Origin of the sequence: Flavobacterium beibuense (assembly GCF_004151245.1) — a bacterium.
GTDB classification, from domain to species: domain Bacteria; phylum Bacteroidota; class Bacteroidia; order Flavobacteriales; family Flavobacteriaceae; genus Flavobacterium; species Flavobacterium beibuense_A.
In genome coordinates, this window is the sequence record NZ_JUIW01000010.1 from 61,160 (window position 1) to 85,353 (window position 24,194).

At 38.6% G+C, this 24,194-nt stretch carries 18 protein-coding genes; 14 read left to right on the forward strand and 4 right to left on the reverse strand.

Annotation, left to right across the window (positions count from 1 at the left end):
• Nucleotides 1-2 precede the first annotated feature (2 nt).
• Complete coding sequence (locus NU09_RS14135) at nt 3-566, reverse strand: 5-formyltetrahydrofolate cyclo-ligase (protein WP_129751954.1); 564 nt, start codon at nt 564-566, stop codon at nt 3-5.
• Between the two features lies 1 nt (nt 567).
• On the reverse strand, nt 568-1,530 hold the full coding sequence (locus NU09_RS14140; protein ID WP_129751955.1) for a succinylglutamate desuccinylase/aspartoacylase family protein: 963 nt from the start codon (nt 1,528-1,530) through the stop codon (nt 568-570).
• 102 nt (nt 1,531-1,632) lie between these two features.
• Between NU09_RS14140 and uvrC the strand changes: the two genes are divergently transcribed.
• Nucleotides 1,633-3,423 (forward strand): excinuclease ABC subunit UvrC, encoded by a 1,791-nt coding sequence (gene uvrC, locus NU09_RS14145; RefSeq protein ID WP_129751956.1) that lies wholly within the window; start codon nt 1,633-1,635, stop codon nt 3,421-3,423.
• Nucleotides 3,424-3,426: 3 nt separating this feature from the next.
• Nucleotides 3,427-5,646, forward strand: coding sequence for a patatin-like phospholipase family protein (locus NU09_RS14150; RefSeq protein ID WP_129751957.1), 2,220 nt, complete (start codon nt 3,427-3,429; stop codon nt 5,644-5,646).
• A gap of 20 nt (nt 5,647-5,666) precedes the next feature.
• Here the strand turns inward: NU09_RS14150 and NU09_RS17105 are convergent, their stop codons facing one another.
• Both NU09_RS17105 and NU09_RS14155 read right to left on the reverse strand, forming a co-directional pair.
• Entirely contained in the window at nt 5,667-5,822 is a 156-nt protein-coding gene (locus NU09_RS17105; RefSeq protein WP_165357702.1) for a hypothetical protein, read from the reverse strand.
• The gene (locus NU09_RS14155) at nt 5,819-7,630 is read right to left on the reverse strand and encodes a sodium-dependent transporter (RefSeq protein ID WP_129751958.1); all 1,812 of its coding nucleotides are present in this window, start codon (nt 7,628-7,630) and stop codon (nt 5,819-5,821) included. Before NU09_RS14155 ends, NU09_RS17105 begins: the two co-directional genes overlap by 4 nt.
• A 383-nt stretch (nt 7,631-8,013) precedes the next feature.
• Between NU09_RS14155 and NU09_RS14160 the strand changes: the two genes are divergently transcribed.
• The 12 genes from NU09_RS14160 (at nt 8,014) to NU09_RS14215 (ending at nt 24,183) form a co-directional block, all read left to right on the forward strand.
• Complete coding sequence (locus tag NU09_RS14160) at nt 8,014-9,171, forward strand: homogentisate 1,2-dioxygenase (RefSeq protein ID WP_129751959.1); 1,158 nt, start codon at nt 8,014-8,016, stop codon at nt 9,169-9,171.
• Between the two features lie 65 nt (nt 9,172-9,236).
• Nucleotides 9,237-10,397, forward strand: coding sequence for a 4-hydroxyphenylpyruvate dioxygenase (gene hppD, locus NU09_RS14165; protein WP_129751960.1), 1,161 nt, complete (start codon nt 9,237-9,239; stop codon nt 10,395-10,397).
• 306 nt (nt 10,398-10,703) lie between these two features.
• Nucleotides 10,704-11,471 (forward strand): DUF3108 domain-containing protein, encoded by a 768-nt coding sequence (locus NU09_RS14170; protein ID WP_129751961.1) that lies wholly within the window; start codon nt 10,704-10,706, stop codon nt 11,469-11,471.
• Nucleotides 11,472-11,479: 8 nt separating this feature from the next.
• On the forward strand, nt 11,480-12,412 hold the full coding sequence (locus tag NU09_RS14175; protein WP_129751962.1) for a tryptophan 2,3-dioxygenase family protein: 933 nt from the start codon (nt 11,480-11,482) through the stop codon (nt 12,410-12,412).
• A 21-nt stretch (nt 12,413-12,433) separates the two neighbouring features.
• Nucleotides 12,434-13,675, forward strand: coding sequence for a M23 family metallopeptidase (locus NU09_RS14180; protein WP_129751963.1), 1,242 nt, complete (start codon nt 12,434-12,436; stop codon nt 13,673-13,675).
• Complete coding sequence (pgi, locus tag NU09_RS14185) at nt 13,675-15,321, forward strand: glucose-6-phosphate isomerase (RefSeq protein ID WP_129751964.1); 1,647 nt, start codon at nt 13,675-13,677, stop codon at nt 15,319-15,321. The genes NU09_RS14180 and pgi overlap by 1 nt, the downstream gene beginning before the upstream one ends.
• 271 nt (nt 15,322-15,592) lie before the next feature.
• Nucleotides 15,593-18,184 carry a TonB-dependent receptor gene (locus tag NU09_RS14190; protein ID WP_129751965.1) on the forward strand — a complete coding sequence of 864 codons (2,592 nt, stop codon included), beginning with the start codon at nt 15,593-15,595 and terminating at the stop codon, nt 18,182-18,184.
• Between the two features lie 110 nt (nt 18,185-18,294).
• Nucleotides 18,295-18,735 (forward strand): hypothetical protein, encoded by a 441-nt coding sequence (locus tag NU09_RS14195; protein ID WP_129751966.1) that lies wholly within the window; start codon nt 18,295-18,297, stop codon nt 18,733-18,735.
• A gap of 69 nt (nt 18,736-18,804) precedes the next feature.
• The gene (locus tag NU09_RS14200) at nt 18,805-19,248 is read left to right on the forward strand and encodes a septal ring lytic transglycosylase RlpA family protein (RefSeq protein WP_410501059.1); all 444 of its coding nucleotides are present in this window, start codon (nt 18,805-18,807) and stop codon (nt 19,246-19,248) included.
• Between the two features lie 116 nt (nt 19,249-19,364).
• Nucleotides 19,365-19,883, forward strand: a complete 519-nt coding sequence (locus tag NU09_RS14205) for a GbsR/MarR family transcriptional regulator (RefSeq protein ID WP_129751968.1) — start codon at nt 19,365-19,367, stop codon at nt 19,881-19,883.
• Nucleotides 19,873-21,000: an efflux RND transporter periplasmic adaptor subunit gene (locus NU09_RS14210; RefSeq protein WP_129751969.1), complete on the forward strand. Its 1,128-nt coding sequence runs from the start codon at nt 19,873-19,875 to the stop codon at nt 20,998-21,000. The genes NU09_RS14205 and NU09_RS14210 overlap by 11 nt, the downstream gene beginning before the upstream one ends.
• A gap of 30 nt (nt 21,001-21,030) precedes the next feature.
• A complete protein-coding gene (locus tag NU09_RS14215) occupies nt 21,031-24,183 on the forward strand; it encodes an efflux RND transporter permease subunit (RefSeq protein WP_129751970.1) in 3,153 nt (1,050 codons plus the stop codon).
• Nucleotides 24,184-24,194: the final 11 nt, after the last annotated feature.

Below are 24,194 nucleotides of genomic sequence, written 5' to 3' on the forward strand. Positions count from 1 at the left end.
TTCTAAAAAGTATATATCCTGTTTGGGGTAACACAATAATCCAGCACCATATCGGTGGGGTTAATGTCGTCTATTTTTTCTTCGGCATCAAAAAAAGATAGCCCTATTTTTATTACATCACTTTTGCATTTTGCCAAAAATCGGTCGTAAAACCCTTTTCCGTATCCTGTGCGGTGTCCGTTAGTGTCAAAGGCAAGTAAGGGGACAAAAACTACATCTATTTTATTGTCGGGTACTTCCAGTCCGTCTACAGGTTCAGGAATGCCATATTCATTCTTTTTAAGACGTGTATTGTCGGTAAGCAGATAATGCGTCATGCTGCAGTCTGCAAAATCAGATTTTGAGACCACGATTTCCTTATCCTTTCCGGCAAGAATCTGGAGTATGTATTCGGTTTGAATCTCCGTATGTTCTTCTATGCTTAAAAACAAGTGAAAATAAACCTTATCCCATATATCAAGCTTTAAAAGCATGTTGGCAATAGCCAGGCTTTTGTCTTCGGTTTCTTCTAGGGATAAAGCACCACGAAGCGCTTTGTATTTTATGCGTAGTTCTTTTTTGGTCATTTTAATGCTTTTGGGTAATATGGAAAATGGCATCGCCCTGATATACTATAGGTCCGTCATTTGCATTAATGATGTAGCCTGTATTAGGAGCTTTTACCTTATGTTCAAATTTTCCGAAAGGATCGGTTATATGCGCAATTACTTCTCCTTTCTCCACAAACTTTCCGGCAGAGCAATGTGCTTGGAACATGCCTGAATATTTGGCGCGAACCCACCCCGATCTTTCAATGTATATACTGGGTGCCGGTGCTTCCTTAGCCTGTTTTTTAGGGTTAAGCATGTTAAAATGTGCAAGGAAACGTTTTGCTCCCCTTACGCCTTCCTGGGTAATGTCGTTATTGATGTCTAACGATTTTCCTCCTTCAAACAAAAGCATTTTTACTCCCAACCTGCCGCAGGCATTCCTGAAAGACCCGGCAATATTTTTGGAGTATAAAGTAAAAGGCGCATTAAATATGTCTGATAGCTCTTTAAGCTCGGCATTATTAGGCACTATGCGTATTTGTGCCGCGTTAAATCGGCTGGCACCACCAGCATGAAAATCGATGCAATAATCTACATGAGGGATTATCTCATCCAGTAGGTGAGAGGCAAAGCGGCTTGCAAGCGATCCGTTCTTACTGCCGGGGAATACCCTGTTTAAATCGCGTCCGTCAGGAAACTCACGTGTCTTATTCACAAACCCGAAAACATTTATTACCGGCATGCAGATAATTGTTCCCCTTTTGGGCTTGTTTATTTTTCGCACTATTATCTGGCGTACAATTTCAACACCGTTTATTTCGTCACCATGCAGTCCGGCAGAAAAAAGTACTACAGGACCATCGGTTTTTGCCCGTTCCACGATAATAGGGACCTTAAGTTTTGTCATGGTATGCAGGCGGGCAATTTCCATATTTATGGTTTTGCTTTCGCCGGGTAATATGGTTTGGCCCAGTATGGTAATGTCTTTGTGTTTTGCCATAGTTATGCAGAAAGGATAAAAATATAAATTATGCTGCATATTATGGCAACAATAGCCTTATTTTGAAGTTTAATGTAATGATTTGTTTGTTAACTTTGTTACATGCAAACGCCGCTGGAATTACAAATACAAACCCTGCCCGACAGCCCCGGTGTTTACCAGTATTATGATAAAGAAGGGAAACTGCTGTATGTGGGCAAGGCTAAAAACCTGAAAAAAAGGGTTTCATCATATTTTAATAAGGTACACGAAGTAGGTAAAACAAGAGTAATGGTTAAAAAAATTGTAACCATTAAGCATATTGTTGTGCCTACCGAGAACGACGCCCTGCTGCTGGAAAACAACCTTATTAAAAAGCATCAGCCACGCTATAATGTTATGTTGCGTGATGATAAGACCTATCCGTGGCTTTGTATTAAGAATGAACCTTTTTCGCGCATTTTCTCTACCCGTAAAATGATAAAGGACGGATCTGAGTATTTTGGTCCCTATACCAGTTTTAAAACCGTACATACGCTACTGGATCTTATTAAGGAACTGTACCCGCTTAGAACCTGCAACTACGACCTGAGTGCTGCCAATATAAAAAGCGGTAAGTATAAGGTTTGCCTAGAATACCACATAGGTAACTGTAAAGGACCCTGTGAGGGTTACCAGTCACTGGAAGAGTATCAGGGTAATGTAAATGCGGTAAGGGAAATACTTAAAGGAAACTTTAAGGAGAGTCTTAAGGATTTTAAAAAACTGATGCACCAACATGCAGCCGATATGCAGTTTGAAGAGGCACAAAAAATAAAGGATAAAATAGATGTGCTGGAAAACTACCAGTCACGTTCAACCGTATTTAATCCTAAGATTTCAAATGTAGATGTGTTTACCATAGTTTCAGATGAAACCATGGCTTATGTAAATTTTATTCAGGTGTCGCATGGGGCTATTATCCGTTCGCATACCATGGAAATAAAGAAAAAGCTGGATGAAAGCGATGAGGAACTGCTTGAGCTGGCAGTTGTGGAACTTAGGGAACGTTTCGGGCTTAGATCCAGAGAGATATTACTGCCTTTTGAACTTGACCTTGGAGATAATGTAAAGGTAACAGTGCCTAAACTGGGAGATAAGAAGCAAATATTAGATTTGTCTGAACGTAATGCCCGTTTTTACCGTATGGATCAGCTTAAGCAGATAAAGATTGTAGATCCGGACAGGCATACTAACCGTATTATGGCGCAGATGAAAAAAGACCTTCGCCTGCCGGAAGAGCCAAGACATATAGAATGCTTTGATAACTCAAACATCCAGGGTACTAATCCGGTATCTGCCTGCGTTGTGTTTAAAGACGGAAAACCAAGCAAGAAAGACTATCGTCATTTTAATATAAAGACTGTTGAAGGTCCCAACGATTTTGCTTCAATGGAAGAGGTGGTTTACAGGCGTTACAAGCGTTTGATGGATGAAAACGAACCATTGCCGCAGCTTATAATTATTGACGGAGGTAAGGGTCAGCTTTCTTCTGCACTAAAAAGCCTGGATGTGTTAGGATTACGCGGAAAAATCACTATATTGGGAATAGCGAAAAGACTTGAGGAAATCTTTTATCCGGGCGACTCTGTGCCACTTTATCTGGATAAGAAATCGGAGACTTTAAAGATTATCCAGCACCTTAGGAATGAGGCACACCGTTTTGGTATAAATTTCCATAGGGATAAGCGTAGCAAAGGTGCTCTTCAAACGTCTATGGAAAGTATACCAGGTATAGGCGAAAAAACTATGGTTACGCTTTTAAAAGAATTTAAATCGGTTAAAAGGCTTACTGCCGCTTCTGAAGAAGATATTGCTAAAGTGGTGGGGCCGTCTAAAGCTAAAAAAATTACAGAATTTTATAAAAATAAGTAAGTAATGAAACGACCACTCCTTCTCCTGTTATGCCTTTTATCGGTCCATTTAATAATGGCGCAGGAAGAGGATACCTTACAACCCAAAAAGCCAAAAATAGGAGTGGTGTTGAGTGGAGGTGGTGCTAAAGGGCTTGCCCATATAGGTGCCCTTAAGGTCCTTGAGGAAGCAGGTGTGGAAATATCCTACATAGGCGGTACCAGTATGGGTGCTATAATAGGCGGATTGTATGCCTCGGGCTATAGTGCCAAACAGCTTGATTCCATTTTTCAGAATGTGGATTCCGATGCTTTACTTCGTGATTTTACTCCCAGGGGTTCCAAAAACTTTTTTGAGAAGCGTAATGATGAGATTTATGCATTAACCCTCCCGTTTAAAAATTTTAAACTCGGGTTTCCCACAGCCGTATCTAAAGGGCTTTATAACTATGCTATTATAAACCGCCTTACTAATCATGTAAGGCATATAAGGGATTTTGACAACCTTCCTATTCCTTTTGTATGTATTGCAACAGATATTGAGACAGGAAAAGAAGTGGTGCTGCATCATGGGGTGCTACCCGATGCTATACTGGCTAGTGGTGCATTTCCTTCGTTGTATTATCCTGTAGAAATAGATGGCAGATTACTTATAGATGGAGGTGTTACCAATAACTATCCTGTTGAGGAGGTTAAGAAAATGGGAGCCGATATAATTATAGGGATTGACGTACAAGACGGCCTTAAGTCCCGTGATGAAATTAAGGGTGCCACTGGAATTCTGGTACAGATAAACAACTACCAGATGATTGAAAAGATGGTGAAAAAACGTAAAGAGACTGATGTGTATATAAAACCTGATATTTCAGGCTATTCGGTTATTTCGTTTGATCAGGGAAGGGAAATTATAGATGAGGGCGAAAAGGCGGCTATAAAGATGTGGGATACTATAAGAAAATACGGTTCAGGCAGACCAATTGTAAGAGAGAATCCAAAGACTGAAGATACACTAAATATTGAATATATTAAAGTAAACAGTCTTAAGTATTACAATAAATCATATGTGGTGGGTAAACTTAGGATTAAAGCAGGATCAAAAGTAACATACAAAAAGCTTGATGAGGGGATAAGCAGCCTTAATGCCACTCAAAACTTTAATGCTATATCTTATTGCTTTGATAAAGGAGCAGATGGGGCAGATGTGCTTAATATGCATTTAGAAGAGAACCCCATTAACCGCTACCTTAAATTTGGATTGCATTATGATGGACTTTATAAGAGTGCTGTACTGGTAAATCTTACCCAGAAAAAACTTCTGTTTCAAAATGATGTGGCATCGCTGGATGTTATACTAGGAGATCATTTCCGTTACAATTTTGATTATTATCTTGACAATGGTTTCCATATCAGTTATGGTTTCCATTCCAGATACAGTAATTTTAACCGTAATATTTCTGCCGAATATAACGAAGGAGAGTTTTTAAGAGCATTTGGGGTTAATGCCCTTAATCTTGATTTTACCGATTTTACAAACAGGGCTTATCTTCAAACCATTTTTACTCAAAAATTCCTGATAGGTGGGGGTGCCGAGCTGAAGCATTTAAAGATTCAGAGTGAAACGGTAAACAGTGCCGATCATATTTTTGATGATAGTGATTACTTTTCACTTTATGGTTATTTGAAGTATGACTCTTATAATAACAAGTATTTCCCTAAAAAAGGGTGGTATTTTTCAGGAGAGGCAAAAACATTCCTGTTCTCGTCTGATTATAACGAGATTTTTGGACGTTTCAGCATCTTTAAGGCCGATATGGGTATAGTTAAGGAAGTTTTGCCTAAATTATCCATAGAGCTGCGAACAGAAGGCGGATTTACCGTTACAAGCGATGCTACGGTACCTTTCTTTGAATTTATTTTGGGAGGATATGGGTATTATATGACCAATAACTTCCGACACTTTTTCGGATATGACTTCCTAAGTCTGTCAGGAGATAGTTATATAAAAGGTACGGCAACCGTGGATTATGAAATTTTCAGGAAAAACCATATCAACTTTACGGCAAACTATGCCAATATAGGGCAGAGGATTTATGATGAGGGTAACATCTTCTCTGTACCTCAATATTCAGGTTATGCTTTTGGTTATGGTATGGAAACCATCATAGGGCCTATAGAGATAAAACACAGCTGGTCTCCAGATACCAGAAATCATTATACCTGGTTTAGCGTAGGATTCTGGTTCTGATATAAAAGCCAAAGGCAGGATTAATTATCCTGCCTTTGTGTTTCATCGTCATTTTCTGAGTAGGAGTCCGGCTCCTGTTTTGGTTTTGTGGTCAAAACCTTATAGAAAAAATATGCTGTTATGGCAGTCACAATTCCCTGTGCACATACCATTATTATAATTGCTTCTGTTTTCATGATGTTGCCCTCCCTTCTTTAACGCGTTTTAAATAAGCTCTGTAAACTACCACACATATAAAGATAAATAAAGTTATCAATAATAGCCTACCCAGCGTTTTATACATTACATTGTTTGTAAACTTTCCTTCGGCAATTTTGTCTTTTGGTTTTACAACATCACCTTTCTTCACTACTGTATGCTGGTCACCTTTAAAAGAATATGTTTTAAAGTCGGTATACTTTACGGTGGTTAAGCTGCTTTGTGCTTTGTTAAACACTTTTCTTTCATTGTCAAAAGCAATTTTTACAAAGTTTGGTGTAACGGAATCTACTACACCAAATTCTGCCGTACTGCCATAGCTCTCTGCATAGTAGGCATCGGCAAACCATTCCTTATTATTGGTATCTTCATCAGTAGCCTTATTTACCATGTCCGGTACACTTGCAATAAGTACCCATCCTAAAAGGCCTGGCGTTACAACAAGTATGATATATTTAAAAATAACAGGTACTTTAATATCGGCACCAAGATTAATTTCTTCCCAACCTCTTTTAATACCGAATATCCATGCAAATAATATTGTCTCAAGGAAAGCAAACACCACAAGGCTTACAGTCCCTGCCCAGTAGTCGTATTCATCAAATACACCTTCCTTAAAGAAAATCACCGTTGGTAATCCCATTATAAGCGCAATAAGCCCGAAAGACCATGCACCTTTCTTGTTTTTCCAGCCAAACTCATCGCGCATAAAGCCTATCCATGGTGTACCCATAGCCAGTGATGAGGTAATTCCGGCAAAGAACAGTAATCCGAACCAGAAGATTCCGGCAAAAATGGCTAATACATCGCCCCATTGCTGGAAGAGGTAAGGCATGGTTTGGAATGCCATACCAAAGCCTGCATTTTGAAGTACCCAGTCAAGACCAAGGTAACCTGCTGCGATAGGTATTACTATAGAGCTACCCAGTACAACTTCTACAAATTCGTTCATGAAACCTGCAGAAACTGCATTTAAGGCAATATCGTCTTTAGATTTTATATAAGCTGCATAGCAGTGAACAGTACCCATACCTACAGATAAGGTAAAGAATATCTGTCCGGCAGCGGCGAGCCATACTTTAGGATTCCAGAGGGAATCAAACTGTGGTGTCCATAAAAAGTTAAGTCCGTCCCATGCATTTGCATTAGGGAATAGGGCAGAAGCACCGTCTGTGCCTAATGATAAGCCTTTAACAGCCAGTACAATACCAAATAAAATAAGTAGCGGCATACCTATTTTGGCTACTTTTTCTATACCACCAAGACCTTTAGATAATATGTAAGTATTTAAAAGTAAACATATGATGTAGAAAACAACCGCTTCAAAAGGTATTCCTGTTGTACTTTTTGCTATTGTGGTATAGGTATCAAAAAATCCTGCAACATCAGCCTGATTCATTCCGTTGAAAGTTCCCGATACGGAATGGTATACATAAGACATAGTCCAGGATTCGATATAACAATAATAGGAAGCGACAGCAATATTGGTAAAGATACCGAAGACGCCAATATATTTCCATATTCGGCCTTTAGCCATGGTGTCAAGAATATAAGGGGTACTGTGGTTGCCAAACCTTCCGCCAAAACGGCCTGTAGACCATTCTATAAAAAGTAGCGGTATTCCCATTACCACAAAACATACAAGGTAAGGTATTATAAATGCTCCACCTCCGTTTTGCACTGCCTGTACAGGGAATCTTAAAAAGTTACCTAATCCAACCGCATTACCTGCCATTGCCAGAATTAAGCCTACCCGTGAACCCCACGATTCTGCCTTCGCTGCCATAAAGGATATTTGTTTTTTGGTTTATAATGGCTTCAAAGATAGAAAAACAAATAGAAAAGTAAAGAAAACGTAAATTAAATTAAAAATCCGTAAAGGCTTTTAACATAAGTGTTTCACTTTTAGTAAATGCATAGAAATGAGTGCAGGAAATTCTTAATCAATAGTTGATTTGTCACTATACTTAATTTTTAATTGATAATGCCTGGTTATTGTAAATATTGTCTAATAATTAGGGCTTAAAATTAAATTTTTCCGATATTTGTCTAATGAATTCAGCTTGGACAGATTTATTAAGTCACCTTAAATTCCTCATCAAGAGGAATCCGGAATGATCCATATTAATGGTGTACCCGTTTAATATGTTTAATTAATAAATTTCAATTATGCCTATATATCATAAATTAGGGGATTTCCCCCAAAAAAGACATACGCAGTTTGAGAAACCAAACGGAGGGCTTTACTATGAACAGCTTTTCGGGACAGAAGGTTTTCACGGGCATTCTTCATTACTGTACCATGTACAGAGGCCTACTCAGGTAAAAGAGATTTTAAGGTCTTATTCAGTTGAGCCGGAAATTGCTATAAATAAGAATATAAAATCACTACTATTAAAAGGATTTGAGCTGCAGCCTAAAGATGACTTTCTTGAAAGCCGTACCGATATGCTTGTAAACAACGAGTGTATAATAGGTCTTGCCGCTCCAAGAAAATCGCTTCGCGAATACTTCTATAAAAATGCCGATGCCGATGAGATGCTATTTATTCACAAGGGTAAAGGTAAGCTTCGCACTTTTATGGGTAACATTCCTTTTGAATATGGAGATTACCTTATTATACCTCGCGGTATGATTTATCAGATAGATTTTGAAACCAGCGATAACCGCCTGTTTTATGTAGAATCTACCAGTCCTTTCTATACGCCTAAGCGTTACAAAAACGCAAGCGGACAGCATTTAGAGCACTCTCCTTTCTGTGAAAGGGACTTTAAACTGCCTGAAGAGATTGAAACATATGATGAAAAAGGAGATTTCCTTATCAAGATAAAAAAAGAAGGAATGATGCATGAGGTTGTTTATGCAACACATCCTTTTGATGTTGTGGGTTGGGATGGTTATAACTTTCCTTACGGCTTTAGTATTCATAACTTTGAGCCTATTACCGGTAGAGTTCACTTACCGCCGCCAATTCACCAAACGTTTGAAACTGCCGGATTTGTGGTTTGTTCATTCTGCCCAAGGCTTTATGATTACCACCCTAAATCTATACCGGCGCCATACAATCACAGTAATATAGATAGTGATGAGGTGCTTTATTATGTAGACGGTGACTTTATGAGTCGTAACAATATAGAGCAGGGTCATATTACACTTCACCCTAAAGGTATCCCTCACGGTCCTGCGCCGGGAGCTATGGAGCGTAGTATAGGTCAGACCGAAACTCAGGAGCTTGCGGTAATGGTAGATACTTTCCGTCCGCTTAAAGTTACTAAGGCTGCTATGGGTCTTAACGATGGCAAGTACTACAAATCGTGGGTAGAATAATTTTTAAAACTAACAGACAAAACAAAAACATCTCCTTTTAGGGGAGCTTAAAATACTTTTAGACTATGAGCAAAGAAGTAAAAAGCGTAGAATACGGCTTAGAAAAAATATTTGAAGGAGCACAGGATTTCCTGCCTCTTTTAGGTACAGATTATATTGAATTTTATGTGGGTAACGCTAAACAGGCAGCTCATTATTATAAAACAGCATTCGGATTCCAGTCTCATGCTTATGCAGGACTTGAAACCGGAATGAAAGACAGGGCATCTTATGTGCTTAAGCAGGATAAAATCCGTTTAGTATTAACTACCCCTTTAACAGCAAATTCTCCGCTTAACGACCACATTGTAAAACATGGCGACGGTGTTAAAATTGTTGCACTTTGGGTAGAGGATGCAAGAAAATCATTTGAGGAAACTACTAAGAGAGGTGCTAAAGTGTACATGGAGCCAACTGTTGAAACAGATGAGTTTGGTGAAGTAGTGCGTGCCGGTATCTACACTTATGGGGAAACTGTACACATGTTTGTAGAGCGTAAAAACTACAAAGGTGCTTTCCTTCCGGGATATAAAGAATGGAAGTCTGATTACAATCCGCAGCCAACAGGTCTTAAATATGTAGACCACATGGTAGGTAATGTGGGTTGGAATGAAATGAATACCTGGGTTAAATGGTATGAGGATGTAATGGGCTTTGTTAACTTCCTTTCGTTTGACGACAAACAAATACATACTGAGTACTCTGCGCTTATGAGTAAAGTAATGAGTAATGGTAACGGTAGAATTAAGTTCCCTATCAATGAGCCTGCTGAAGGGGCTAAAAGATCTCAGATTGAAGAATATCTTGATTTCTACGGAGGTCCTGGTGTACAGCACATCGCCATAGCTACTGATGATATAATCAAAACAGTAAGTGATCTTAAAGCGAGAGGTGTTGAGTTTCTTACGGCACCACCACATGCTTATTATCAGGAAGTGCCAAGCCGTCTTGGTGAGCACATGAGCATAATGAAAGAAGATATTAGTGTTTTAGAGAGCCTTGGTATCATGGTTGATGCTGATGAGGAGGGTTATTTATTACAGATTTTCACTAAACCGGTTGAAGACCGTCCGACACTTTTTTATGAAATAATTCAAAGAATGGGAGCAAGAGGCTTTGGTGCAGGTAACTTTAAAGCTCTTTTTGAGTCAATTGAGAGAGAACAGGCATTGAGAGGAACGCTATAAAATAGCATTAAAATTTCACTATTGATAATTTTAAACCATCATTAGACTGTTTTTTTGAGGAATATGTGTTAAAGTGAAAATTTAACAAACGAATTTTCAATAAAACTCAATACATTTGCACTCGCAAAAAAGGAGGTATAGTTAACTCACTTTTTGTAAAGTAATTTTTCATAATTTATAGTTTTTTGGTTGGTTAATAGCATAAAAACCCGGTCATTAATTTTGACTGGGTTTTTTTGTTTATTATTTTTGGAACGAATATTGCAAAAATACAGTTGTAAAAACACCAAAATTTAGAAAATTGCTATGAAAAAGTTAATGACAGTTCTTTTGTTCTTTACAATCTGTAATGTCTTTTCCCAAAGTGCCTTTTCCACGGGCGAGTATTTTAAGTTCCGTATTCACTACGGAATCGTAAATGCCGGTTATGCCACTCTTGAGGTAAAGGATGCGGTTAAGAACAACAAGAAAGTGCACCATGTTGTGGGCAAGGGTTATACCACGGGTATGACAAAATTCTTTTTTAAGGTAGAGGACAACTACCAAAGTTATTTTGATAAAGAAACCGGCAGGCCTTATCAGTTTGTAAGAAAAATAGATGAGGGTGGTTATACTAAAAACCAGGAAGGCTTTTTTAATCAGGGTAACAATACCGTTACGGTAAACGATTACAAGAATGATACTAAAAAAACATTTACTGTTCCTAATAATGTACAGGACATAGTGTCTGTGTTTTATTATTTAAGGAATCATCCCGACGTGAGCGATCTTAAGACGGGAGAGTCTATTGCAGTAGATATGTTTTTTGATGATGAGGTGACGAAGTTTAAGTTAAAATTCCTTGGGCGAGAGGATTTAAAGACTAAATTTGGGACCGTTTCTGCAATGATATTCAGACCCTATGTTCAGGCTGGTCGTGTATTTAAGGAGGAGGAGAGTTTAACTGTTTGGATTTCAGACGATGAGAACAGGATTCCTTTGCGAATTAAGGCCGAATTGGCTGTGGGTTCACTAAAAGCAGATTTAGATGAATATAAAGGGCTTAGCCACTCTTTTAAAATAAAATCGAAGTAAAAAACAAAATGGATATTACACCCGCAATAAAGCAACAGCTTGACGAACTTGATGAAAAATTTAAGGCCTTAAACCAAAAGACCGAAACCCATTTGGAGGGACTTCGTTGGGCCAAGCCAATTACTTATTGGGATTACATTCAAACCGATGCATTATTAAACCTGCAGATCCAGAGAACTACACTGCCGGATGAAATGGTTTTTATTATGTATCATCAGGTAAACGAGCTGCTGTTTAAAATGATATTGTGGGAAGTGGAACAGCTTTGTCATACCGAAAAACCGGAAACAGCTTACTTTACAGAAAAGCTTATGCGTATAAGCCGTTACTTTGATATGCTAACCACTTCGTTTACCATTATGGGAGACGGTATGGAGGTAGACCAGTACATGAAGTTCAGGAATACCCTAACACCGGCAAGTGGTTTCCAGAGTGCACAATACCGCTTAATTGAATTTGCTTCTACAGATCTTATAAATCTTATAGATTACAGATACAGGGCTACCATAGACAGGAACACCCCTTATGAACATGCATTGGAGCACCTGTACTGGCAGGCAGCCGGTAAAGATTATAAAACCGGAGAGAAATCATATCTGTTAAGCGAATTTGAGAAAAAATATAAAGGTGAGTTCCTTCGCTTTATGGAAGAATACAATACCATAAACATCTGGAGGAAATTTAAGCAGCTGCCGGAAGAAGCACAAAATGATGCTAAACTGGTTAAAGCTATGCGCCATTATGATTATACGGTAAATGTAACCTGGGTTATGGGGCATTACAACACTGCAAAGAAATACATTGAGAGTGTTGCAGGACCTCAGGAAGCCACAGGGGGAAGCGACTGGAAAAAATATATGCATCCTAAATACCAGAGAAGGATATTTTTCCCTGAACTATGGAGCGAGGAGGAATTAAAGCACTGGGGAGAAAACGTATAATAACCGTATAAAACATCAAAATTGAGATATCTTACTTTCATATTATTATTAACTACTTTAATTGCGTGTAACGACAAAAAGGAAGAGGAAAAGATACCAGAACCTGTAGCAAAAAAAGAGGTTAAAATAATAAAAGAGTTTGGCTTTGTGGTAGACAGCTTTCAGGTAGTACATGACACTATAAGGAGTGGCGATACTTTTGGAGCATTACTTGCAAAACAGAATTTTGATGCGGTAACCATACATAATATAACTCAAAAAATAAGGGATACGTTTAATCTAAGGGATATACGTGTAGGTAAACCCTATACACTTTTTAAAGATAAAAACGCACCTAACGATCTTAAGATATTTGTTTATGAACCTGATAAGCTTAGTTATTATGTAGTAGACCTGAGGGATTCGGTTGTCGTACATAAAAAGAAACGCCCGGTAACGGTTAAGCGCAGGATTATTGCGGGAGAGATTGAGGGTTCGCTTGCCGGAACACTAGATAAAGAAGGAGTAGGGCCGGCAGTGGCTCAGGAACTTTCGGAGATTTATGCCTGGAGTGTCGATTTCTTCAGAATACAAAAAGGCGATAAGTTTGGTGTCATAATAAACGAAACATACATTAGTGATACCATTTATGCCGGTATTAAAAATATAGAAGCGTCTTTCTTTGAATATAAAGGAGATAAAATATATGCTTTCCCTTTTAAGCAGGATACCCTGGCAAAGACCTATGATTATTACGATCAGGAAGGTAAAGCGCTAAAGAGTATGTTCCTTAAGGCACCCCTTAAATTTAGCCGTATCAGTTCACGCTTTTCACCAAAGCGTTTTCACCCGGTACAAAAAAGATGGAAAGCCCATAACGGTACCGATTATGCCGCACCTACAGGAACACCTATCATGGCTACGGCTCATGGTGTTGTAGAAAGGGCAGGATATACATCGGGTAACGGTAACTATGTAAAAATAAAGCACAACAATACGTACTCTACACAATACCTGCACATGTCTAAGATTTTAGTGAGAACAGGACAAAGGGTAAGCCAGGGGCAAATTATAGGTAAGGTAGGTAGTACAGGACTTGCAACGGGACCTCACGTTTGCTACCGTTTCTGGAAAAATGGTGTACAGGTAGATGCGCTTAAGCAGAAGTTTACCAGCTCTGAACCTATGAAGAAGGAGCACATGCCGCGTTATGAAGCTTATATGCAGCCTTTAAAGAAAGAACTTGACAGTATCTCAAACCTCAAATTTAATAATAATAAGTAATGGCAATGGAAAATATCAATCCGACAGGTACCGCAGCCTGGAAGGAATTACAAAAGCATTATGCCGATATGCAGAATGCTTCCATGCAGGAGATGTTTGCCGCTGATAATAACAGGAGCGAAAAGTTCCATATTCAGTGGAATAACTTTTTAGTAGATTACTCAAAAAACATCGTTAACGAACGAACTTTAGACCTTTTAGTAAAACTGGCAGGCGAATCGGGTCTTGCAGCAGCAATTGACAGCTACTTTGCAGGAGATGCTATTAACAGGACAGAAAACAGGGCAGTGCTTCATACCGCATTAAGAACACCGCAAACTGCAGATGTAAAAGTTGATGGCGAGAACGTAATGCCGGAAGTTTTCTCGGTAAAAAGTAAAATTCAGGAGTTTTGTAACGATATTATAAACGGAACCCGTAAAGGATATACAGGAAAAACATTTACCGATGTGGTAAACATTGGTATAGGTGGTAGTGACTTAGGTCCTGCTATGGTTGTGGAAGCTTTGGCTTACTATCGTAACCATTTAAATGTACGTTTTATATCAAACGTAGATGGTGACCATGTAATGGAAAGCCTTAAAGGCCTTAATCCTGAAACTACACTTTTTGTAATTGTATCTAAAACCTTTACCACTCAGGAAACACTTTCTAATGCACAAACGGTAAGGGAATGGTTCCTTAAATCAGGTTCGCAGCAGGATGTGGCCAAACATTTTGTGGCTGTATCTACCAACATTGGTAAAGTTACCGAGTTTGGTATTGATAAAAATAATATCTTCCCTATGTGGGACTGGGTAGGCGGACGTTTCTCTTTATGGAGTGCGGTGGGTCTTTCCATAAGCCTTTCTGTAGGGTTTGATAATTTTGATAAGTTACTGAAAGGAGCTCATGATATGGACGAGCATTTCAGGACAGCACAGCATGATAAAAACATTCCGGTAGTACTTGCTTTACTAAGCATTTGGTACAACAATTTCTTTGGTGCCGAGAGTGAAGCATTAATACCTTACACCCAATACCTGCAAAAACTAGCTCCATACCTGCAACAGGGTATAATGGAAAGTAACGGTAAGAGTGTAGACCGCAATGGTAATACGGTAGATTACCAAACAGGTACCATTATATGGGGAGAGCCGGGAACTAATTCTCAGCACGCTTTCTTCCAGTTAATACACCAGGGAACGAAACTTATCCCGACTGATTTTATTGGTTTTGTGGCTCCGTTACATGGAAATAAAGACCATCATGATAAACTGATGTCTAACTTCTTTGCACAAACAGAGGCATTACTTAACGGTAAGACGGAAGCTCAGGTTGAGGCAGAGTTTGCCAAACAGGGTATAGATGGCGATAAAGCTGCATTTTTACTCCCGTTTAAGGTATTTACAGGTAATAAGCCTACAAATACCCTTTTGATAGATAAACTTACTCCGGAAGCTTTAGGATCGCTTATAGCATTATATGAACATAAGATATTTGTTCAGGGTGTTATATGGAATATCTTTAGTTACGACCAATGGGGTGTGGAACTAGGAAAACAGCTTGCTAACTCTATCTTAGATGAGATCAATTCAGGAGACGTAAAACAGCACGATAATTCTACTGAATTCCTGTTAAAATACTTTCTTAAAAACAGAAAATAACACATTGTAACTTCAATAAGTTATGTATAAAACAAAAGCCCGAATTAGTATTCGGGCTTTTTTTATGCCTAATTCAAAAAAATCGGGTTACTATTCTGCAAACAAAAGTTTTCTTCAAAGTAAACGGGTAAAAGGTTTTTTTAACTTTTTTTAAACTAATAGTTTTCTGATTATCAATATATTGTAAATATGTATGTATTTAATAATTGCTTAACCTGAGGTTAGAGGTAAAATACAAATTTTGCGCTCAAACTTAAACACACGCGTAAAAATGAAGAATTTTAAAACCTTTTTATTCACTTTTTCTATGCTTATGCTTGGAGTAGTTGCATTTGCACAGGAAACTATTACAGGTACAGTTATCGATGGCGACACTAACTTACCTTTAACTGCAGCTAACGTTTTTGTTAGAGGTACATCGGAAGGGACTACAGCTAATGTAGATGGTGTATTTACACTTAAAACGAGCAAAACTTCGGGAGATCTTTTAATCTCTTTTATTGGTTATGAAACCAAAGTTGTTCCGTTTACAATTAATGCGGGACAAACACTTAATATCGGTTCTATAACACTACTTACAGATTCTGAAGAACTGGAAGCCGTTGTTATAGTAGGAGCCGGGGTTATTGATATGGAGGAAGACAGGAAAACTCCTGTTGCCGTATCTAAAATAAGCTATAAAGAAATTCAGCAGAAATCAGGAAGCCAGGATTTTCCTGAGGTTATGAAAAACACTCCTTCTGTATACGTTGCGAGTCAGGCAGGAGGTTTTGGTGACTCAAAAGTATATGTACGTGGTTTTGACCAGACAAATACTGCATTCTTATTAAATGGTCAGCCAATAAACGGTATGGAAGACGGTAATATGTACTGGTCTAACTGGAGCGGTATGACAGATGTTGCCAGCTCAGTACAGGTGCAAAGAGGTCTAGGTTCTTCTAAGCTTGCTATTTCATCTGTGGGTGGTACGGTAAACATTGTTACCAAAGCTACTCAGTTAAGAGAGGGTGGTTTTGCGCAGTCTACAATAGGAAACAACAATTTTATCAAAAATACGGTATCATACAACACAGGTATGATGGAAAACGGATGGGGTTTTAGTGCCCTTCTTACTAAATGGAGTGGCGACGGATACAACCGCGGAACTTATGGTGAGGGGCAAAACTATTTTATATCTGCAGGATATAAAGCAAATGAAAAACACCTTTTCAACTTCCTTATTTTTGGTGCACCACAATGGCATGACCAAAACTTTACTAAATCTATCTCAAGTTATTTAACTAACGGTAGAAAATATAATAACAATTACGGTTATTATAATGGTGATTATATGTCAGAAAGAAGAAACTACTATCATAAACCGGTAGCTAACTTTAACTGGGACTTTACTATTAATGATGCAATGCAGCTTTCCACAGTATTATATGCTTCATGGGGTCGTGGTGGCGGAACCGGTAACTGGGGTAGCGGTAGAGTAAGAACTGCAGACGGTCATGTTGATTTTGATGCTATTGCAGAGAACAACGCTGCTCTTCCCGGAGCTATAGGTTCACTGGGTAATGGTGCTTATGCAATTCGTAACTCGGTTAACAACCATGCCTGGTATGGTTTGGTTTCTAACTTTAACCATAAAATTACAGATAATCTTAGCTATAATGCAGGTATCGATTTAAGGACTTATAAAGGAGATCACTATAGAACAATCAACCATTTCTTAGGTCTTAGCGGATGGGAAACAACTGATAATGCACAATATCCAGGTGGATATATTGTAACAGATGCATTTAGTGCAAAACCTTGGAGCTCTTTATTTGATAAAGCAGATGACAATCAAAAAGTAAACTATGATTATAGTGAAAGAATTAGCTACGGAGGTGTTTTCGGGCAGGTTGAATATGCTACAGATTCTTTCTCTGCCTATTTTCAGGGAGCTGTTTCTACACAATCTCATATCCGTTGGGATAGATTTGGTTATGTAGAGGCTGAAGAAGAATCTCCTAAGGTAAACAATACAGGTTTCAATATTAAAGGTGGTGTAAGCTATAACATTAATGAAAACCATACTTTCTTTGGTAATGCCGGTTATTATTCAAGACAGCCATACCACGATAATATCTACCTTAACTTTGGTAACGATGTAAATCCATTAACTGAAAATGAAAAGGTAACCGGTCTTGAGTTAGGTTATAAATTAAGAACCCAGTTTATAGATGCTAATGTAAACCTTTACAGAACGACATGGGAAGATCGTGTAACGACAACTTCAGATGAAGATGAAATTAGTGGGGACAGAATCTATTATAATAACTCCGGTGTGGTACAATTACACAAAGGTATAGAGATTGATTTTGCAGCACATCCGTTTACATTCCTTGATGTTAAAGGTTTCGGATCTTTTGGTGACTGGACTTATGATGATAACATTTATCAGAGAACTTTTGATCAGAATCAAAATCTTCTTGATGAAGAGGTTGTTGAGATAGAGGGTGGTAAAGTAGGTGGAGGTGCACAAACTACTTACGGATTTGGATTAGTGTACAGAGCTACAGGAAGACTATCTGTTGATGTAGACTGGAGAAACTACGATAATCTTTACAGTACTGCCGTAGTAAAAAATAATATTGAATTACCTTCTTTTGATATTTTTGATGCAGGAGCTACTTACAAGCTTACATTCCCTGAAACGTCTTTAACATTCCGATTAAATGTGAACAACCTTTTTGGAGAAGTTTATATGTCTGAAATGACATCGGCTAATCCGGTTGAAGACGGTGATGATTCATACAAAGGGATTAATGTTAGTAACAATGTGTTCTTTGGTAACGGTACTACCTGGAACTTTGGTATGAGATTTAATTTCTAATTATACAGCAGGATTATTTAATTTCACCGAACCCCGCTTTAAGCGGGGTTCATTTTTATGACTTATGCAATGATAAAATTCCTATTTTTGTAGGAACAAAAACTAACTTTATGTATCAATCTGTTTTAGACTTACACTCTTACTGGGCTTTTGCCGTGCTTGGACTTTTATTAATTGCAGTTTTAAATGCTTTTGCAGGTTTATCCTCTAAAAGGGTTTTTACACCAAAAGACAGGAAAATATCAATGATTGCACTTATATTTTCGCATATTCAGTTATTGTTGGGAATAGTGCTTTATTTTGTTTCCCCTTATTTGCAAACAGCTAAAGAGGCCGGTATGGGAGCTGTAATGAAAGACAGTACATTAAGATTGTATCTTGTAGAGCATCCGCTTACCAACATTATAGCAATTGTACTAATTACTATAGGTTGGTCTAAACATAAAAAAACAGAAGACAGCCAGGCTAAGTTTAAAAAAATTGGCTGGATGTATGCAATAGCATTCCTGCTTTTACTAAGTAGAATTCCATGGAGTGCATGGTTATCATAAAAATATTCAGGCCGCAAAGCGGCCTTTTTTATTTTGTGGCATTTAATTTGCTGCAAAGGCATAAATTTTTTGTGTATGAAGAAAGGAGTAATTTTTATTGTCGGGATTTTTGTTTTTACGGTTGTATCGGCTTTTTCAGTTTTAACTGAAAAGAAAGTTTTTGTGCTGGGTAATCAGCCTGCCTCATTAAACGATACGGTTGTTCCTGTTTTAAAGATGTATAAAACAGATGTTCTTGCCACTTACTACCACGATAAGTTTAACGGCAGAAAAACAACCAGTGGAGAACGTTTTGATAATACTAAATATACTGCGGCACACAAAAGCCTTCCTTTTGGCACTGTTGTAAGGGTAACAAATGAAAAGAACGGAAAATTTGTAGATGTTAAAATTAACGACAGGGGGCCGTTTAGCAAAACTCTGGAAATAGATCTTACAAAAAAGGCATTTATGGAAATAGTATCCAATAAAAATTCAGGAACCGCTAAGGTTAAAATAGAAATAATTGAATAGAAAAAACCGGCACTTGTGCCGGTTTTTTTTGTTAAAGAAAATTTAACAAAAAAATAGTTCGATTGGTTCGGTCTCAGCCGAACTAAATTTTATACATTTGTTCAAAATTTTATAAAATGTCAGATTTAAGCAAGGATAGGGATGAGCTGGTGGAGTTGTTTGGCATCCATTTCGAGACACATTATAATTTGCCTCCGTTGGCAGGCCGTATTATGGGTACGCTTATAGTAGACTGTAAACAGGCAATGACTTTTGAAGCGCTGGTTGAAAAACTTTCCGCAAGTAAAAGTTCTATTTCCACAAATCTTAACCTGTTGCTTAAAATGGGTAAGATAAGATACTATACTTTACCGGGTGACAGAAAAAAATACTTTAAACCGGCACCATTTAGCGAAAGGCTGGAGAGCTATGTGAAAATGGTGGAACAGGAAAAGATACTGGTAGATAAAATGTTGTCGTATCGTGAAAGAACAGCTTCATGCCCTTTAGAACGTTTTGACCTCACTCACGTACAAGCCTATAAGGATCACGTTTTTGAAATAGGCAATCTTTTAGAAAAGACAATTGAACAGTTTAAACAGATAGAAAAAGAAAGAATAGATCAATTTAATTCAAACATTAATAATGAGAAATAAATCATTTTTAGGAGCAGTAGCCGCCATGTTAATGGTAACGGCATGTGGAAAAAAACAGGAGCAGGCACCACAAATGGGCCCTATGCCTTTTCCTGTTCAAACTATTTCACAACAGGATGCTGTTATATATGAGGAATACACTGCTAACCTTGAGGGTCAGCAAAATGTTGAGATAAGGCCAAAAGTTACCGGATTTATCCAGAAAGTTTATGTAGACGAGGGTCAGGAAGTTAAAAAAGGGCAGCTTTTATTTAAGCTGGAAACCCAAACCCTGAGCCAGGATGCTGCAGCTGCAAAAGCAAATGTAGATGCTGCACAGGTTGAAGTAGACAGACTTAAACCTCTTGTTGACAGAAAAATTATAAGTAACGTTCAGCTTGAAACTGCTAAGGCTAAACTGGCTCAGGCTCAGGCAAGCTATAGTTCAGTGGCAGCAAATATAGGTTATGCAACCATTACATCTCCGGTAAACGGAGTTGTAGGAGGGCTTCCGTATAAAGAAGGTAGTCTTGTTAGCCCTACAATGCAGGATCCGCTTACTACAGTAGCAGATACTAAAGTAATGCGTGCCTATTTTACAATGAACGAAAAACAGATGCTTGATTTTACAAGAGAGTTTGAAGGAAATTCATTAGCTAAGAAAATTGCTAACACACCGGATGTTAATCTTTTATTGGTTGATGGTTCTGTGTATGAGGAAAAAGGCCGTATTAGAACTGTAAACGGTTTAATCAATCCGCAAACAGGTACTACCGAGTTCAGGGCAGAATTCCCTAACCCGCAAAGTATATTAAGAAGCGGGAGCAGTGGTGTTGTTCAGCTTCCTATACAAAAGAAAAATGCCATACTGGTTCCCCAAAATGCAGTTATGGATATGCAGGGTAAACAAATGATTTACATTGTAAATAAAGATAATACAGTAAAATCGACAATAATACAGGTGGCCACTACTTCAGGACTTAACTACATTGTTACGGACGGATTAAACCCCGGCGATGTAATAGTTGTGGAAGGCGCTACTAAACTTAAGGACGGGCAGCAGATTGTGCCTCAGTCTAAAAAAGAGGAAGCTGCACCTGCACAGGCTGCCGATACAACTGCTTCAGCAAAAAAATAAGAAGTTACTCCGCATAAAATAAGATAAACTATGCTAAAAACATTTATAGAAAGGCCGGTACTAAGTACCGTAATTTCGATATTAATCACCATATTGGGTATTTTAGGGCTTATGTCGCTGCCGGTAGAGCAGTATCCTGAAATTGCCCCTCCTACCGTTCAGGTAACAGCTACCTATACGGGAGCGAATGCCGAAACGGTACTAAACAGTGTTATCGTACCGCTGGAAGAAGAGATAAACGGTGTGGAAGGGATGACGTACATGACCTCTTCTGCCGCAAACGACGGTACAGGTAAAATAAGCGTTTTCTTTGAACTGGGTACTAATCCTGATATTGCTGCGGTAAACGTACAAAATCGTGTGGCACGTGCTAACAGTAAACTGCCTCAGGCGGTATTGCAAACAGGGGTTACCACAGTAAAGAGTCAAACCAGTGCGCTTATGTTCCTTTCACTGTATTCCACAAACAAGGAATATGATGGTACTTTTGTGCAGAACTACGCAAAAATTAACCTTGTACCAAGCCTGCAAAGGGTAAAAGGTGTAGGTCAGGTAAACGTATTTGGTGCAAGGGACTACTCTATGCGTATATGGATAGATCCTGAAAAAATGTCTGCCTATAACCTTTCTCCAAAAGATATTCAGGCAGCGCTACAGGAACAGAACGTAGAGGCAGCACCAGGTAAATTTGGAGAAAATGCCGAAGGTATCTATGAATATGTAATAAAATACAAAGGCCGACTTTCTACCACAAAGGAGTATGAAGATATTGTGGTTAAGGCAGTAGGTAACGGAAACTTTTTAAGACTTAAGGATGTTGCTACGGTAGAGCTTGGAGCGTTTAACTACGGTTCTAAGAACTTTGGTATGGGTAACGAAGGTGTTGCTATTGGTATATTCCAGACATCGGGATCAAACGCTAATGATATTATTGATGAGGTTAACACCATTCTTGAAGAAAGTAAAGCGAGTTTCCCTGAGGGTATTAAATATGTGATACCATACAATACAAAAACATTCCTTGATGCATCTATTGATAAGGTAAGCCATACATTAGTTGAAGCTTTTATACTGGTATTTATCGTAGTGTTTCTTTTCCTTCAGGATGTAAGATCTACATTAATTCCGGCTATAGCGGTTCCGGTTGCTATTATCGGTACGTTCTTCTTCCTGCAATTGTTTGGCTTCTCCATAAACCTGCTAACGCTGTTTGCATTAGTATTGGCAATTGGTATTGTAGTGGATGACGCCATCGTGGTTGTAGAGGCGGTACACGCCAAACTCGATGAAGGTGCCAAATCGGCTAAGGAGGCAACCCTTTCTGCCATGAGTGAAATATCAGGGGCTATCGTTTCCATTACTCTTGTAATGTCGGCGGTATTTATTCCGGTATCTTTCCTTAATGGTCCTTCAGGGGTTTTCTATAAGCAATTTGCCATAACACTTGCCGTATCTATCTTAATTTCGGCAGTAAACGCGTTAACGCTGAGTCCGGCACTTTGTGCGCTTTTCCTTAAACCTCATGATGAGCATGAACACGGTAAAAAGAAAAACTTTAAAGACAGGTTCTTTATAGCTTTCAACGCCGGTTTCGACTCTATGAATAACAAGTACAGCAAATCACTTGGGTTCCTTATAAAAAGAAAATGGGTTGGTGTATTAGGGCTTCTTGTATTTACAGGTATAACCTATTTCCTTTTCACTACAACCCCTACAGGATTTATTCCTAATGAAGACCGTGGTATAATCATGGCAGATATTACCATGCCTCCTGGAACGACATTGGAAAAGACCCAAAAGGCAGTAAATCAGCTGGATTCAATATTAGTTTCTATGCCAATGGTAGAAGCAAGGATGAATATTGTTGGGTTCAGTTTACTTAACGGTATCAATGGTAGTTCTTACGCTTTCTCTGTAATCAAGCTTAAAGACTGGAGTGAAAGGACAGAAGACAACCAGTCTGTAGATGCTATAGTAAAAGAATTGTTTGGCCGTACCGCCGGATTTAAAGATGCAAGGGCATTATTCTTTACACCTCCAAGTGTACAGGGATTTGGTACTGCCGATGGTTTTGAGTTTAAACTTCAGGATAAGGGAGATGACGACTGGACAACAGTAAGTAAAGTTGCTAATGAGTTCCTTGCTGAGTTGTCTAAAAGACCGGAAGTACAATATGCCATAACCAACTTTAACCCTGGCTTCCCGCAATATCAAATGGATATTAATGTGGAAAGGGCTAAGGATGCGGGTGTATCGGTTAGCGATATATTCAATACCATGCAGGGTTACTACGGAGGTCTTTATACAACAGACTTTAACCGATTTGGTAAACAGTTCCGTGTAATGATACAGGCAAAACCGGATTCAAGAGCGGACGAAAAATCGATAAACAATATTTATGTACGTAATGCAGCCGGACAAATGGTTGCCATTAGCCAGTTTATCGACTTTAAGAAAATATATGGTCCGGAAGCTGTTGCCCGTTTCAACCTTTTAAAAGCGGTTAACGTAAACGGTAAGGCAAATCCGGGATACAGTTCAGGTGATGCTATTAAGGCTATTCAGGAAGTAGCTGCTCAACACCTGCCTAAAACATATACTTATGAATTTTCGGGTATGACCCGTGAGGAAATCCTAGCCGGTAACCAGCAGATGGGAGTATTCCTTTTAAGCTTAATATTTGTGTACTTCCTTTTAAGTGCGCAGTATGAGAGTTATATCGTTCCTTTATCGGTTATCCTTTCTTTACCTGTGGGTATAGCGGGAGCAATTGGCTTTGTTAAGCTTGCAGGTATGGAAAACAATATTTATTTCCAGGTAGCACTAATAATGCTTATAGGTCTCCTCGCTAAGAACGCTATCCTTATTGTAGAATTTGCCATCCAGCGAAGGCGTCATGGCATGAGCCTTGCCGAATCGGCTATTGAGGGTGCTAAGGCACGTTTAAGGCCTATCCTTATGACGTCGTTTGCATTTATACTGGGACTTTTACCACTTGCGCTTGCTAACGGGGTAGGTGCTGTAGGTAACCGCTCTATAGGTATGGGTGCCGTAGGAGGTATGCTTATTGGTACCGTATTCGGGGTATTTGTAATACCGGTACTGTTTGTAATATTCCAGGGACTTCAGGAAAGGATATCAGGCGGGCCTAAGCTAGTGGAAACAGAAAATAAGGAAGCATAATTATAGTTTCA